At 67.0% G+C, this 14,105-nt stretch carries 11 protein-coding genes; 8 read left to right on the top strand and 3 right to left on the bottom strand.

From position 1 onward, the window contains the following. Positions 1 to 71: 71 nt before the first annotated feature. Positions 72 to 1,538: a mannitol dehydrogenase family protein gene (locus tag VL15_RS15880; RefSeq protein ID WP_155420239.1), complete on the bottom strand. Its 1,467-nt coding sequence runs from the start codon at positions 1,536 to 1,538 to the stop codon at positions 72 to 74. A gap of 158 nt (positions 1,539 to 1,696) precedes the next feature. Between VL15_RS15880 and VL15_RS15875 the strand changes: the two genes are divergently transcribed. The 5 genes from VL15_RS15875 to VL15_RS15855 all read left to right on the top strand — a co-directional run bounded on the left by VL15_RS15875 (position 1,697) and on the right by VL15_RS15855 (position 7,236). Next, positions 1,697 to 2,425, top strand: coding sequence for a GntR family transcriptional regulator (locus tag VL15_RS15875; RefSeq protein ID WP_048246728.1), 729 nt, complete (start codon positions 1,697 to 1,699; stop codon positions 2,423 to 2,425). Between the two features lie 21 nt (positions 2,426 to 2,446). Then, on the top strand, positions 2,447 to 3,655 hold the full coding sequence (gene manD, locus VL15_RS15870) for a D-mannonate dehydratase ManD (protein WP_048246624.1): 1,209 nt from the start codon (positions 2,447 to 2,449) through the stop codon (positions 3,653 to 3,655). Between the two features lie 29 nt (positions 3,656 to 3,684). Beyond that, positions 3,685 to 4,716: a Zn-dependent oxidoreductase gene (locus VL15_RS15865; RefSeq protein WP_048246623.1), complete on the top strand. Its 1,032-nt coding sequence runs from the start codon at positions 3,685 to 3,687 to the stop codon at positions 4,714 to 4,716. 89 nt (positions 4,717 to 4,805) lie between these two features. Continuing rightward, positions 4,806 to 5,822: a 3-dehydro-L-gulonate 2-dehydrogenase gene (gene yiaK / locus VL15_RS15860; RefSeq protein ID WP_048246620.1), complete on the top strand. Its 1,017-nt coding sequence runs from the start codon at positions 4,806 to 4,808 to the stop codon at positions 5,820 to 5,822. 121 nt (positions 5,823 to 5,943) lie between these two features. Continuing rightward, positions 5,944 to 7,236 (top strand): MFS transporter, encoded by a 1,293-nt coding sequence (locus VL15_RS15855; protein ID WP_230684469.1) that lies wholly within the window; start codon positions 5,944 to 5,946, stop codon positions 7,234 to 7,236. Positions 7,237 to 7,281: 45 nt separating this feature from the next. On the opposite strand, the gene VL15_RS15850 is transcribed toward VL15_RS15855, so the two are convergent. Beyond that, positions 7,282 to 9,459, bottom strand: a complete 2,178-nt coding sequence (locus VL15_RS15850; RefSeq protein WP_048246619.1) for a TonB-dependent siderophore receptor — start codon at positions 9,457 to 9,459, stop codon at positions 7,282 to 7,284. 414 nt (positions 9,460 to 9,873) lie between these two features. On the opposite strand from VL15_RS15850, the gene VL15_RS15845 reads away from it, so the two are divergent. Then, positions 9,874 to 10,320 (top strand): hypothetical protein, encoded by a 447-nt coding sequence (locus tag VL15_RS15845; protein ID WP_048246617.1) that lies wholly within the window; start codon positions 9,874 to 9,876, stop codon positions 10,318 to 10,320. A gap of 39 nt (positions 10,321 to 10,359) precedes the next feature. On the opposite strand, the gene VL15_RS15840 is transcribed toward VL15_RS15845, so the two are convergent. Beyond that, on the bottom strand, positions 10,360 to 11,106 hold the full coding sequence (locus VL15_RS15840) for a TetR/AcrR family transcriptional regulator (protein WP_080970850.1): 747 nt from the start codon (positions 11,104 to 11,106) through the stop codon (positions 10,360 to 10,362). Between the two features lie 170 nt (positions 11,107 to 11,276). On the opposite strand from VL15_RS15840, the gene VL15_RS15835 reads away from it, so the two are divergent. Beyond that, positions 11,277 to 12,458: an isovaleryl-CoA dehydrogenase gene (locus VL15_RS15835; protein WP_048246614.1), complete on the top strand. Its 1,182-nt coding sequence runs from the start codon at positions 11,277 to 11,279 to the stop codon at positions 12,456 to 12,458. A gap of 31 nt (positions 12,459 to 12,489) precedes the next feature. Next, entirely contained in the window at positions 12,490 to 14,097 is a 1,608-nt protein-coding gene (locus VL15_RS15830; RefSeq protein WP_048246612.1) for a carboxyl transferase domain-containing protein, read from the top strand. Positions 14,098 to 14,105: the final 8 nt, after the last annotated feature.

Genomic DNA, 14,105 nt, shown 5'->3' with positions numbered 1-14,105 from the left:
GGCCGGCCGTCATGTCTTGTGATGGCGTCATGCGGTTCGCGCATCGCAGCGCGAACCGGTCGAGCGGTCGGTCAGCGTGCGTGCAGCGGCGCGAGCAGCGTATCGGTGCCGTGCGCACGCAGCGTCGACAGATGCGCGCCGACGCGCGCGACCAGCGCGTCGGGCCACGCGGCCGGGCCGGCGAGCGTGGCACTGGCGAGCGCCGCGCGCACCGCGCCGTTCGCGTCGCCGGCAGCGCCAAGCGTCGTGGCGAGCGCGGCCGCGCCCGGATCGCTGATCGTCAGCGGCTGGCCGGCGGTGTCGCGCGCGGTGCTCAGGTAATACAGCCAGAGCGCAAGCGCACGCTCCAGATACGGGCGCTCGACGCCCGCCGCCGCGCTGTCGGCGAGCGCGGGCAGCCAGCGCAGCGGCACCTTCTGCGTGCCGTCCATCGCGATCTGTTCGGTGCGGTGCGCGAGCGTCGGATTCCGGAAGCGCCGCACGAGCGTCGCGCAATAGTCGTGCGCGTCGAAGCCGGACGGCACGTCGACGGTCGCGAGCAGGTCGTGCGTCATCACGCCGTCGACGAACGCCGCGATCGCCGGATCGGCCATCGCATCCGACACGGTCGCGTGGCCGCGCAGTTGTCCTGCATACGCGATCGCCGAATGCGAGCCGTTCAGCAGCCGCAGCTTCATCGTTTCGTACGGCTGCACGTCGGCGACGACGCGCGCGCCGGCGTCTTCCCAGCGCGGGCGCGGGCCGGCGAAGCGATCCTCGATCACCCATTGCGAGAACGGTTCGCAGACGATCGCGGCCGCGTCGCGCGCGCCGAGGTGCGCTTGCGCCCAGTCGAGCGACTCGGGCGTGGCGGCCGGCACGATCCGGTCGACCATGCTGTTCGGGAACGCGACGTCGTCGCGGATGCGTCGTGCAAGCGCGCCGTCGTCGATGCGTTCCGCGTAGTCGAGCAGCAGCGCGCGCAGCGTGTCGCCGTTGGACGTCATGTTGTCGCAGCAGACGACGGTGAGCGGCGCGCTGGCAGGCCGCTGCCGGAGGCCGGCGGCGATTACGCCGAGCGCGGTGCGCGGCGTGTCCGGAGCGGCGAGGTCGGCGCGGAGGGCGGGATCGTCGGTATCGAGACCGCCACCCGGCAGGCGGCAATAACCTTTCTCGGTCACGGTCAGGCTGACGATCGACACGCCCGGATCGGCAATCAGCGCAAGCAGCGCGGGCAGCGCTTCCGGCGCGAACAGCGCGCCGTGCACGGCGCCGACGATCCGGGTGCGCGCGCCGCCGCCGTCGCGTTCGGTCACCGTGTACAGGTGGTCCTGCGCGGCGAGCAGGTCGACGGTATGGCGCCGCCGCAGCTCGACGCCGACGATCCCCCAGCGCAGGTCGCCCTGTTCGAGCACGGTCTCCGTATGGATCGCCTGATGCGCGCGGTGGAACGCGCCGAGGCCGAGATGGACGATGCCCGTGCGGACCGCGTGCCGGTCATAGCTGGGGCGGCGCGTGCCGGGCGGCGCGGTGCGCAGGAAATCGGGGGCAGGTGGGATGACGGTCGGCAACGGTGTGTACCATGGTAGATATCTGGATGGACGAAGGGTATTGCGGGTTTTTGCCGGAAGTTATTGGTGTAAACGCTAGATCGATCGATTGGATGGCTTTCTGTACCATGGTAGTCATCGATATCGAGTCGGAAGCATCGGCAAACATGAACGAAACGGCAGCATTTGAGGAAGACGTCGTCGTCACGGCGTTGCAAGGGTTCTCGCTGGACGAGAGCCGGTCTTATACGGAGCAGGTGCATGCGCTGCTGCGCCACGCGATCGTGCGGGGCGCGCTGCCGCCGCACACCGCGCTGTCGGAGGCCGTGATCTCGACGACGATCAAGGTCAGCCGCACGCCCGTGCGCGAAGCGTTCGCGCAGCTGGCCGACGAGCGGCTCGTGCAGATCCACCGGAAGGTCGGCACGTTCGTCGCGCCGATTCCGGTGTCGATCCTCGAGGAAGGGCGCTTCGCGCGCAGCACGCTCGAATGTGCGAACCACGTCGAGCTCGCGCAGAAAATCACGGCGGAACAACTCGCGGAGCTGTCGCGGATCATCGACGCGCAGCGCGCCGCGGTGGCCGCGCACGACGTCGAGGCGTTCTTCGAACTGGACGAAGCGATGCACGGCCGGATGTTCGCGTTCGCGGGCCGGCCGCACGTGTGGGAAATGCTGCAGCCGATGAAGCGCCAGTTCGACCGCGTGCGCTGGCTGCTGCTCGACCGCGTCGAGGATCACGCGCGCCGCGCGCTGCAGGAACACGAGCAGATCCTCGCGCATATCGCGTCGCGCAACATGGCGCTGCTCGGCGCGTCGGTCGCGTCGCACGTCGACCGGATCGGCTCGCATCTGCCGGACGTGCGCAGCCGTGCACCCCATTACTTTGTCGACTGAATCGCCTGCTGGAGGAGCGCAGTGAAAATCGAACGCTTGCAGACCATCGTCACGTGTCCGGGCCGGAACTTCGTGACGGTGAAGATCGTGACCGACGAAGGCGTCTACGGTCTCGGCGACGCGACGCTCAACGGGCGCGAGCTCGCGGTGCGCGCGTATCTGGAAGATCACGTGTTCCCGTGTCTCGTCGGCCGCGACCCGCGCAACATCGAGGACATCTGGCAATACCTGTATCGCGGCGCGTACTGGCGGCGCGGGCCCGTGACGATGACGGCGATCGCCGCGATCGACATGGCGTTGTGGGACATCAAGGGCAAGCTCGCGGGCATGCCGGTGTACCAGCTGCTCGGCGGCAAGAGCCGCGACGGCCTGATGGTGTACGGCCACGCGAACGGGCGCGATCATGAAGAAGCGGTCGATGCGGTGCGCGCGCATATCGAGGAAGGCTTTCGTGCGATCCGCGTGCAGTCGGGCGTGCCGGGGCTCGACAAGGTGTACGGCGTCGGCAAGACCGCGGGCGCTTACGAACCCGCCGAAAAAGGTTTGCCGCCTGAAGAGCCGTGGGATACCGCGCTCTATCTGCGCCATACGCCGGAACTGTTTCGCAAGGTGCGCGACGCGGTCGGCGATACGCCGCACCTGCTGCACGACGCGCATCACCGGCTCACGCCGATCGAGGCCGCGCGGCTCGGCCGCGATCTCGAGCCGCATCGTCTCTTCTGGCTGGAAGACGCGACGCCCGCCGAGAATCAGGACGCATTCCGCCTGATCCGCCAGCACACGACGACACCGCTCGCGGTCGGCGAAGTGTTCAACTCGATCTGGGATTGCAAGGACCTGATCCGCGATCAGCTGATCGACTATATCCGCGCGACGATCGTGCACGCCGGCGGGATCACGCACGTGCGGCGCATCGCCGACTACGCGGCGATGTACCAGGTGCGCACGGGCTTTCATGGTGCGACGGACCTGTCGCCGGTCTGCATGGCGGCGGCGGTCAACTTCGGGTTGTGGGCGCCGAACTTCGGCATTCAGGAACTGATGCCGCACAGCCCGCTGACCGACGAAGTGTTTCCGCACAGCTACCGCTTCGAGGACGGTTATCTCGTGATGGACGACGTGCCGGGCCTCGGCGTCGACATCGACGAGACGCTGGCCGCGAAGTATCCGTACGAGCGTGCGTACCTGCCAGTCGCCCGGTTGCGCGACGGGTCGATGTGGAACTGGTGAGCGGCGAAGATCCGAAGGAGAGAACCGAAATGTTGAGCGTCGTTGTCGATCGTCCGAACAGCATGAGCGTGCGCGATGTGCCGCTGCCCGTGCCCGCCGCCGGCGAAGTGCGCGTGAAGGTCCGTTATGCGGGCATCTGCGGCTCGGACCTGCACATCTTTCACGGCAAGAATCCGTTCGTGTCGTACCCGCGCATCATCGGCCACGAATTCGTCGGGACGATCGAGTCGGTCGGCGCGGGCGTCGACGCCGCGCGGCTCGGCGAGACCGTCGCGGTCGATCCCGTGATCAGCTGCGGGCATTGCCATGCGTGCACGATCGGCCGGCGCAACGTCTGCCGGCACCTGACCGTGCTCGGCGTGCATCGCGACGGCGGCTTCAGCGAGTACACCTGCGTGCCGGCCGGCAACGCGTACCGGATTCCGGCGGAGATCGCCGACACCTGCGCGGCGATCGTCGAGCCGTTCGCGGTCGCCGCGAATGCGACGTCGCGCACCGGCGTGCTGCCGGGCGACGTCGCGCTGATCTACGGCGCGGGCACGGTGGGGCTGACGATCCTGCAGGTGCTCAAGCGCGTGTACGGCATCCGCGCGTTCATCACCGACCGGCTAGATACGCGCCTGCAGCTCGCGCGCAAGTGCGGCGCGGCGGAGGACGAGATCATCAACACGAGCGTCGAATCGCTTCCCGACGCGCTGGAGCAGCGCGGCGTCGATGGCGGCCCGACGCTGATCTTCGACGCGGTCTGCCATCCGTCGATTCTGGAAGAGGCCGTGCGGCTCGCGGCGCCGGCGGGCCGGATCGGCGTGCTCGGTTTCTCGTCGGAACCGTCGGCGATCGTGCAGGCGGAACTGACGAAGAAGGAACTCACGCTCGCCGCGTCGCGGCTGAACTGCGCGATGTTCCCGCAGGTCATCGACTGGATCGGCCGCGGCCTGATCCAGCCCGAGCATATCGTCACGCACAAGGTCGGCTTCCGCGATGTCGCGCAGGCGTTCGAGATGGCCGAGCAGCGGCCCGCCGAGAGCTGCAAGATCCTGCTCGATTTCGCGGGCGATTGATGAGCGATACCGGCTCGCGCCGCGAGCCGGGGCGGCGGCATCCGGTGCGGGATCGAACCGCATCACAAGAACTTCAGGAGACAGGCAAGATGATCCGAATTCCGTTCGAGGAGTTGCAGGGCGCCATTTATCTCGCGCTCCTGAATGCGGGCATGAACGAGCACGACGCCGGCGTCTGCGCACGGGTGCATGCCGAGGCGACCTGCGACGGCGTCAACTCTCACGGCATCAATCGCGTCGCGCGCTTCGTCGACTACGTCCGCAAGGGCTGGGTGAATCTGCAAGGCGTCCCTACGCCGGTCAAGCGCTTCGGCGCGATCGAGATCCTGGACGGCAATCGCGGCCCCGGCATTCTCAATGCGTTGTCCGCGACCGAGCGCGCGATGGCGATCGCGGCCGAGCACGGCGTCGGCATCGTCGCGCTGCGCAACACCACGCACTGGATGCGCGGCGGCACGTATGGCTGGCACGCGGCCGATCGCGGCTACATCGCGATTTGCTGGACGAATACGGAATCCTGCATGCCGGGCTGGGGCGCCAGGAAACCGCGCGTCGGCAACAATCCGTTCGTGATGGCGGTGCCGCGGGACAAAGGCCCTATCGTGCTCGACATGGCGATGTCGCAGTACTCGTACGGAAAACTGCAGGCGACCCGCCTCAAGGGTAAAAACATGCCGTTTCCGGCCGGTTTCGACGGCGAAGGAAAGCTGACTTCGGAGCCCGGCCCGATCGAGGCGTCGATGCGGATCCTGCCGATGGGTTACTGGAAGGGCTCGGGATTCGCGATCATGCTCGACGTGCTGGCCGCCGTGCTGTCGGAGGGGCTGGCGACGAACGGGATCGATGCCGTGCAGCAGGGAAGCTGCACCGGCTGCTCGCAGGTCTTCATCGTGATCGACCCGCGCAAGCTGGGCGGCGAAGCGTTCACGAACGAGGTTGCCGACGGCGTGGCCGATTACGTGAATACGTCGGAACTCGCGGAAGACAGCCACGAGGTGCTGTATCCCGGCCAAAGCGCGCTGCGGACGCGCATCGAACAGCGGCAGCAGGGCGTTGCCGTCGACGACGGCATCTGGGCCGACGTACTCGCGCTGGCGGAGCGGTGAGGTCAGCGCATTCGTGACGCGGCGCCGGCAGGCAGCGCGGGCCGCAACGGGATTGCGAAACGAACCGGCGTACGGATCGAATCCATCGCCGCCGAAGTTCTTGTTTTCATCGGGAGAACTGATGATGAAGGCGGACGTCACGCTTGCGCTCGGCGCAAGCACCGAAACACTGCACGAAGACGCGTTGTACCGGAAGGTGGTACTGAGGATCGTCCCGCTGTTTTTCCTCGGCTTCATCATGTCCTATCTGGACCGCGTGAACATCGGTTTTGCCAAACTGCAGATGGCGGCCGATTTCGGCCTGACGAATGCGTCCTTCGCGCTCGGCGCGAGCGTGTTCTTCTGGGGCTACATGCTGTTCGAGATTCCGAGCAACCTGATCCTCAGGCGCGTCGGTGCACGCGCATGGATTGCGCGGATCATGATCACGTGGGGGATCGTGTCGACCCTGATGATCTTCTCGAAGAACGAGGCCGCGTTCTATTCGCTGCGCTTCCTGCTTGGCGTATGCGAGGCCGGCTTCGTTCCGGGCGTGATGTATTACACGAACACGTGGCTGCCCGCCCGGCGCCAGAGCGGCATGTATTCGCTGTTCCTGATGGCGTTGCCGATTGCCGTCGTGTTCGGTGCACCGCTTTCCGGCGCGATCCTGGAGACGATGAACGGCGTGGCGGGCATCAAGGGATGGCAGTGGCTGTTCCTGTTCGAAGGGCTGCCGTCCGCGGTGCTGGGCGTCGTGATCCTGGCGCTGCTGCGGAACCGGCCGGCCGACGTCGATTGGCTGACGCCGCGCGAGAAGCAGATCATCGAGGCGAATGTCGCGAAGGAGGCGGCGTTCAAGTCGCATCGCGTCGCGGATGCGTTCCGGACACCGAAGATCTATGCGCTGATCGTCGTGATGATCCTCTTCAACACCGCTTTCTACGGGCTGACGTTCTGGATGCCGACGCTGTTTCATGACGCGGGCGTCGCGAACAGCCTGGATGTCGGGCTGTTCACGGCCATCCCGTTCGGCGTCGCGGCGATCTGCATGTACGCGAACGCGAAGGTCGCGGAGAAGTCCGGGCGGCTGCGCCGGCACGGCGTGGTGCCGGTCGCGCTGGCCGCCGTCGGCCTGTTCGTCGCGACGGTGGCGCACGACAACTTCTGGCTCGCGCTGGTCATGCTGACCGTCGCGACGTCGGGCATCCTGTCGCTGATGCCGATCTACTGGACGCTGCCGGGGCGCGTGCTGTCCGGCGCGGCCGCGGCGGCCGGCCTCGCGCTGATCAACGCGTGCGGGAGCCTGTCCGGGATCCTCGGCGCGATGATCATCGGTTATGCGGGCATTCGGACCGGCATGGCGATCCTGGCAGGCTTCCTGTTGCTGTGCAGCGTCGTGTTCTACCGGGTCTGTCCGCCGACGGCGGAATGACGTCGAGCCGAGCCCGGTTTTCGGCTGCCCCGGCTGCCCCGGCCGTCAGAACGACACCGTCGTCGTCAGCGTGACGAGTCGCGGTTCGCCGACCGCGACGATCAGGTTGTTGTTGCTCGACGGGTAGTAGGTCTTGTCCAGCAGGTTCTTCACGTTGAGCTGGAGGCGCGTCGGGAACTTGCCGATCGTCGTTTCGTAGGCCGCGAACGCGTCGACGGTCACGTAGCCGGGCAGCGTGAAGCTGTTCGCGGTATCGCCGGGGCGTGCGCCGACGACGCGTGCGCCGCCGCCGAAGCGCCAGCGGCCGGGCAGGTTCGCGATGGCCGTGTCGTACACCGCGAACAGGCTGCCTGTATGGCGCGCGACGTTGACGAGCGGCGTGTTGCTGTCGCGATCGTTCGCGTTCGTGTATGCGTAGCTGCCGATCACGCTCAGGTGGCGCGTGATCTGCCCGGCGACGTCGAGCTCGATCCCGCGCGAGCGCGCGGTGCCGATCGTCGACGTGATGTCGCCCACCGTGACCGCGACGTTGCGCTTGTCGATCTGGTAGACCGCGAGCGTGCCCGTGATCGCGGGCTTCAGGCTGAACTTCAGGCCGGCTTCGAGCACGCGGCCGTATTCCGGCGCGAGCGGCGCGGCGACATTCGATGCGACGTTCGGCTTGAACGAGCGACTCACGTTCGCATACGCGGTCAGCGCCGGTGTGAGCGCATACGCGAGCCCGAACTGCGGCAGCCAGACATTGCCGCGCGAGCGGTCGGCGAACACGAACGGCCGGCCCATCCCCGATTCCTGCTGCCAGTTTTCCCAGCGCAGCCCACCCACGGCGGTCAGCCGGTCGGTGAGCTTCACCGAGTCCTGCACGATCATCGAATACGCATGCACGACCGAACGCGAATCGCTTTGCTTCGGGTTCGGCGTGCCGCCCGGCGCAAGTAGGCCGTACACGGGATCGTAGAGATTGAAGCCCGTCGTCGCCTTGCCGCGGATCGTGTCGCCGCGGAAGCTGCGCTGCCGCTCGTATTCGCCGCCGACGTAGAGCGCGTGGTTCATCCCGGCGAGCGTCACGTTGCCGAGCAGGCCGAGCGTCGCGATCTGGTCGGAATCGTTGCGCCCGAGATTCGCATCGGACGAGCGCGTCATTGCGCCCGTCTTGCTGTTGAACGCGGTGGCGCGGGTGATGGTCTGGTCGTAGCGGTCGCGGCCCCAGCCGTAGGTTGCACGCATGCGCCACGCGTCGGAGAAGCGGTGCTCGATGCGCGCGCGCAGCGTTTCCTGGATGCCGCTGCTTTGCGACCACGCTTCTTCGTAACGGCGGTAGCGCAGCGCATCGTCGAGCTGGCCGTTCACGAGCACGGTGCCGCGATCGAACGGCGTCGTGTAGTCGACGTACTGGTAGCTGACGTCGATCGACGTATTCGCGTCGTGCCACGACAGCGCGGGCGCGATCAGCGCATCGCGCTGGCGGCCGAAGCTGCGCCAGTAGCGGCTGGTGTCGTATTCGCCGGTCAGCCGGAACGCGAGCGTGCCGCCCGCAACCTGGCCGGGCTTGCCGAGCGGGCCGGTGAGATCGAACAGCGCGCTGCTGCCGCCGTGGCTCGTGCGCGATGCGGAGATCGAGCCGCCGAACGTGTCTTCCGGCTTGCGCGTGACGAGGTTGATCACGCCGCCCGGGTCCTGCATCCCGTACAGCAGCGAAGCGGGGCCCTTCAGCACTTCGACGCGGTCGATCGTCGCGAGATAGCTGTGCAGCACCGGCGTGCGCACGCCGTCGACGAGCACCGAGCCGTCGTTGTTCGACCCGAAGCCGCGCTTGGTGAACGCGTCGCGCGTGCCGCCGAGCGTGTTGGTCTGCGTGACGCCGCTGATGTTGCCGAGTACGTCGTCGAGCGAGCGCGCCTGCTGGTCCTGCATCACGGCGCTGCTGACCACCGCGACCGACTGCGGAATCTCCTTGAGCGAACGGTCGTCGCCGCCCGCGATGCCGGTGGTGCGCGGCTGATAGCCGATCGTCGGATCGACGGCCGCCGACGCGTTGACGCTGATGGCCGGGAGTTCGTGTTCGGCGGGCGTCGTGGCGGTCGATGCGGCGGGCGCGGTGTCCGCGCGTTCGGCGGCGGCGGCATGCGTGCCGCTCGCGACGCACAGGGTGATCAGGGCAGGCAGGCTCGTGCGCCACGGACGAAGGGTCCGGGCGCGGCGGGGCGTTCGACGGGATGGCATGAATCGATGCAGGACGGAGTACTAAGGATCGGGTTGCGGGCCGCAGCGTGTCGCCGCAACCAGGATGCGCATGATATATGTAATGAGAATCATTTGCAATTGTAATGGGGCGATCGGCAGCGCACGGGCCTTGGTTGCCGGGCCGTCGGCCGTCTGCTACCGTAGCGGCCAAAATCACACGCAGTGAAATTCAACGAGAGAGCCGGGGGCCGCACATGTCATCTTCTTGTCACGTCGCGTTCAGCGCGACGCTGCGCACCGCATTCGACCATGCGGGTGGTGAAGTGATCGCAGCTGTGTTCCGCCATTCGAACGATTAAAAACGGCAACGCATCCATCGGGCGTTGTGCCGGGCAGCCGGCGCAGCGCCGACTTCAGTCACTTCAACCACCGAGCTAGACGGGAGACCACCCAATGAAGAAGATTTTCGCGCCGTTCGCGGCGGCCGCGCTCGCGGCGTGCGCCATGCTGGCGGGCGTTCACCAGACCGCTTTTGCGGCGCCGGACGGCGAGCCCGCGATCGACGCGCATTACGGCGCCGTGATCGAGGCCTATACGCAGGACATGGCCGCCGCGAAAACGAAATACGACGGCAAGCGCCTCGTGTTCGTCGGTGCCGTGATCCGGATGGGCGGCGACCCGGGCGGCACGTATTTCGGCGCGCTGACGGCCGACGGCGAGCAGTTCGACACGCATTTCGACGTGGCCGACCAGGATGCGCTGAAACCGAAATTTCCCGGTGGCGAGATCAAGCCGTTCGTCACGTCGGCGGCGTTCCGGTTCAGTTGCGTGAACGAAGGCTATATCGACGCGCCGGTGTTGCCGGGGCTGAAGCTGGCGCACTGCCGCCTCGCCAACTGATCGGCGCGCCGCGGCGGCGCGACAATCCACCGCCGCGCGTTACGCGCGCGTGCTTTCGCCTTCCAGCCGCCGCACCGCTTCCGCCACTTCGTTCCTGAAGCGCACGAGCGCCGCCTGCTCCGGCGCGGGCGGTTGCACGGCGGCCCACAGCATGTCGATCAGCTGCGTGGCCGTCGTTTCCGTATCGAGCTTGCGGTGCCCGAGGATCGCATCCCACAGCACGTGCTCGATCGGCCCGAACACCATCGAGCGCAGCAGGCTCAGCGGCAGGTCCGCGCGAACCTGCCCGGCCGCCTGGCCGCGCGCGAGCACGTCCATCAGCGGCGCCGTGTAGCGGCGCTGCAGCGCGGTGAGCTCGTCGCTCAGCGCATGCTGCTTCGCGCGGCCTTCCGACAGCACCAGCGCGCACAGCCCCGTACCGTTCACGAGCATCAGCCGCAGGTGGGTGCGCACGATGAACGCGAACTGCTGCTGCACCGACGCCTCCTGCGGCATCCCGTGCTCGAACGCGGCGATGATTTCGTCGTACCAATCCGCGATGACGCGTGCGCACAGCTCGCGCTTGCCGCGGAAGTAGCTGAACACGGTCGCCTCCGACACGCCCACGCGCTGCGCGATCTCGGCGGCCGTCGCATGCTCGTAACCCTTTTCGGCGAACACTTCACGGCCGGCGCGCAGAATGTCCTGCACGCGCTGCTGGGATTTGCGTCCGGCGGGCGCGCGCGGCGCGTCGGCGCGGTCGGCTTTGACGGTGTCGGTCATGGTGTCGGCGGTAGCGGCTGTCATCTCCGCATGATATCTGAGTGTCACTCAAAAAACTATTGACGCCGAACCCGGCGAGGCGCGAAACTGTGCAAAATTTCCGCTGTATTGGTCAATGAATCGGCGCATTCATTCGATCTGAGCGAAACTCAGAAATCGGTGAGTGCAACACACTTTCTGGAGACGGAGGAGACATGATCAACCTGCCCGGCGTGCAATTCATGCTCGGTGAAGACATCGAGATGCTGCGCGATGCCGTCGCGACGTTCGCGGCGAAGGAAATCACGCCGCGCGCGGCGGAGGTCGACCGCACCGACCAGTTTCCGATGGATCTGTGGAAGAAGTTCGGCGATATCGGCGTGCTCGGCATGACGGTGGCCGAGGAATACGGCGGCGCGAACATGGGCTACACGGCACACATGGTCGCGATGGAGGAGATCTCGCGCGCATCGGCGTCGATCGGCCTGTCGTACGGCGCGCACTCGAACCTGTGCGTGAACCAGATCCACCGCAACGGCACCGAGGCCCAGAAGCAGAAATACCTGCCGAAGCTCGTGTCGGGCGAACACATCGGCGCGCTCGCGATGAGCGAGCCGAACGCAGGCTCCGACGTCGTCAGCATGAAGCTGCGCGCCGACAAGCGCGGCGATCGCTACGTGCTGAACGGCACGAAGATGTGGATCACCAACGGCCCCGATTGCGACACGCTCGTCGTCTACGCGAAGACGGATATCGAAGCGAATTCGCGCGGCATCACTGCGTTCATCGTCGAGAAGGGGATGAAGGGCTTCTCGGTCGCGCAGAAGCTCGACAAGCTCGGCATGCGCGGCTCGCACACGGGCGAGCTCGTGTTCCAGGATGTCGAAGTGCCGGAAGAGAACATCCTCGGCCAGCTCAACGGCGGCGTGAAGGTGTTGATGAGCGGCCTCGACTACGAGCGCGCGGTGCTGTCGGGCGGCCCGACGGGCATCATGGCCGCGTGCCTCGACGCGGTCGTGCCGTATATCCACGACCGCAAGCAGTTCGGCCAGTCGATCGGCGAATTCCAGCTGATCCAGGGCAAGGTCGCCGACATGTACACCACGTTCCAGGCGTGCCGCGCGTACCTGTACGCGGTCGGCCGCCATCTCGACTCGGCGGGCAGCGACCACATTCGCCAGGTGCGCAAGGACTGCGCGGGCGTGATCCTCTATACGGCGGAGAAGGCGACGTGGATGGCCGGCGAGGCGATCCAGATCCTCGGCGGCAACGGCTACATCAACGAATACCCGGTCGGCCGCCTGTGGCGCGATGCGAAGCTGTACGAGATCGGTGCCGGCACGAGCGAGATCCGCCGGATGCTGATCGGCCGCGAGCTGTTCGCGGAAACGATGTAACGCCCCACGTCACGCGAACGGAGCCCCGTCGATGCCGATCATCGAATCCAGATTGAACCCGCGTTCGGAAGATTTCCGCGCGAACGCCGCGGCGCTCGAGGCGGTCGTCGCCGACCTGCGCGCGAAGATCGAACAGCTTGCGCAGGGCGGCGGCCAGGCCGCGCGCGACAAGCACCTGTCGCGCGGCAAGCTGCTGCCGCGCGACCGCATCGCGCAACTGCTCGATCCGGGCGCGCCGTTCCTCGAGCTGTCGCAGCTCGCGGCGAACGGCATGTACAACGACGACGCGCCGGGCGCGGGCGTCATCACCGGAATCGGCCGGATCGCGGGCCGCGAGTGCGTGATCGTGTGCAACGACGCGACGGTCAAGGGCGGCACCTACTACCCGGTCACCGTGAAGAAGCACGTGCGCGCGCAGGAAATCGCCGCGGAAAACCGGCTGCCGTGCGTGTACCTCGTCGATTCGGGCGGCGCGAACCTGCCGAACCAGGACGACGTGTTCCCCGATCGCGACCACTTCGGCCGCATCTTCTTCAACCAGGCGACGATGTCGGCGGCGGGGATCGCGCAGATCGCCGTCGTGATGGGCTCGTGCACGGCGGGCGGCGCGTATGTGCCGGCGATGAGCGACGAGTCGATCATTGTGAAGGACCAGGGCACGATTTTCCTCGGCGGGCCGCCGCTCGTGAAGGCCGCGACCGGCGAGGAAGTGAGCGCCGAGGATCTCGGCGGCGGCGACGTACACACGCGCCTGTCGGGCGTGGCCGACCACCTCGCGCAGAACGACGCGCATGCGCTGTCGATCGCGCGCAACATCGTCGATCACCTGGCGCCGAAGATCGCGTCGCCGGTCGCGTTGCGCGAACCGAAGCCGCCGCGCTACGACGCGAAGAGCCTGTACGGCGTGATTCCCGTCGATACGCGCAAGCCGTTCGACGTGCGCGAGGTGATCGCGCGCATCGTCGACGATTCCGAATTCGACGAATTCAAGGCGCGCTACGGCACGACGCTCGTCACGGGCTTCGCGCACATCTGGGGCCACCCGGTCGGGATCGTCGCGAACAACGGCATCCTGTTTTCCGAATCGGCCGTGAAGGGCGCGCATTTCATCGAGCTGTGCTGCCAGCGCAAGATCCCGCTCGTGTTCCTGCAGAACATCACGGGCTTCATGGTCGGGCGCAAGTACGAGAACGAAGGCATCGCGCGTCACGGCGCGAAGATGGTGACGGCCGTGTCGAACGCGAAGGTGCCGAAGTTCACCGTGATCATCGGCGGCTCGTTCGGCGCCGGCAACTACGGGATGTGCGGCCGCGCATTCGGGCCGCGTTTCCTGTGGATGTGGCCGAACGCCCGCATCTCGGTGATGGGCGGCGAGCAGGCCGCGTCGGTGCTCGCGACCGTGCGCCGCGACGGCATCGAGGCGAAGGGCGGTGCATGGTCGACCGATGAAGAGGAAGCATTCAAGCAGCCGATCCGCGACCAGTACGAGCGCCAGGGCCATCCGTATTACGCGAGCGCGCGGCTGTGGGACGACGGCGTGATCGACCCCGCGCAGACGCGCGACGTGCTCGGGCTCGGCCTCGCCGCGTCGATGAACGCGCCGATCGACGACACGCGCTTCGGCGTGTTCCGGATGTAACGAGCAAG

It is taken from the genome of Burkholderia cepacia, from assembly GCF_001039005.1.
Lineage (GTDB): Bacteria > Pseudomonadota > Gammaproteobacteria > Burkholderiales > Burkholderiaceae > Burkholderia > Burkholderia theae.
This window is presented reverse-complemented; position numbering and strand designations above follow the sequence as displayed.

Excerpts from the sequence above, each read along its gene's own strand:
- VL15_RS15835 (WP_048246614.1), top strand. The coding sequence starts at position 11,277 with ATGATCAACCTGCCCGGCGTGCAATTCATGCTCGGTGAAGACATCGAG.
- VL15_RS15865 (WP_048246623.1), top strand. The coding sequence starts at position 3,685 with ATGTTGAGCGTCGTTGTCGATCGTCCGAACAGCATGAGCGTGCGCGAT.
- VL15_RS15840 (WP_080970850.1), bottom strand. The coding sequence starts at position 11,106 with ATGACAGCCGCTACCGCCGACACCATGACCGACACCGTCAAAGCCGAC.
- VL15_RS15875 (WP_048246728.1), top strand. The coding sequence starts at position 1,697 with ATGAACGAAACGGCAGCATTTGAGGAAGACGTCGTCGTCACGGCGTTG.
- VL15_RS15855 (WP_230684469.1), top strand. The coding sequence starts at position 5,944 with ATGATGAAGGCGGACGTCACGCTTGCGCTCGGCGCAAGCACCGAAACA.
- yiaK (WP_048246620.1), top strand. The coding sequence starts at position 4,806 with ATGATCCGAATTCCGTTCGAGGAGTTGCAGGGCGCCATTTATCTCGCG.
- VL15_RS15845 (WP_048246617.1), top strand. The coding sequence starts at position 9,874 with ATGAAGAAGATTTTCGCGCCGTTCGCGGCGGCCGCGCTCGCGGCGTGC.
- VL15_RS15830 (WP_048246612.1), top strand. The coding sequence starts at position 12,490 with ATGCCGATCATCGAATCCAGATTGAACCCGCGTTCGGAAGATTTCCGC.
- VL15_RS15850 (WP_048246619.1), bottom strand. The coding sequence starts at position 9,459 with ATGCCATCCCGTCGAACGCCCCGCCGCGCCCGGACCCTTCGTCCGTGG.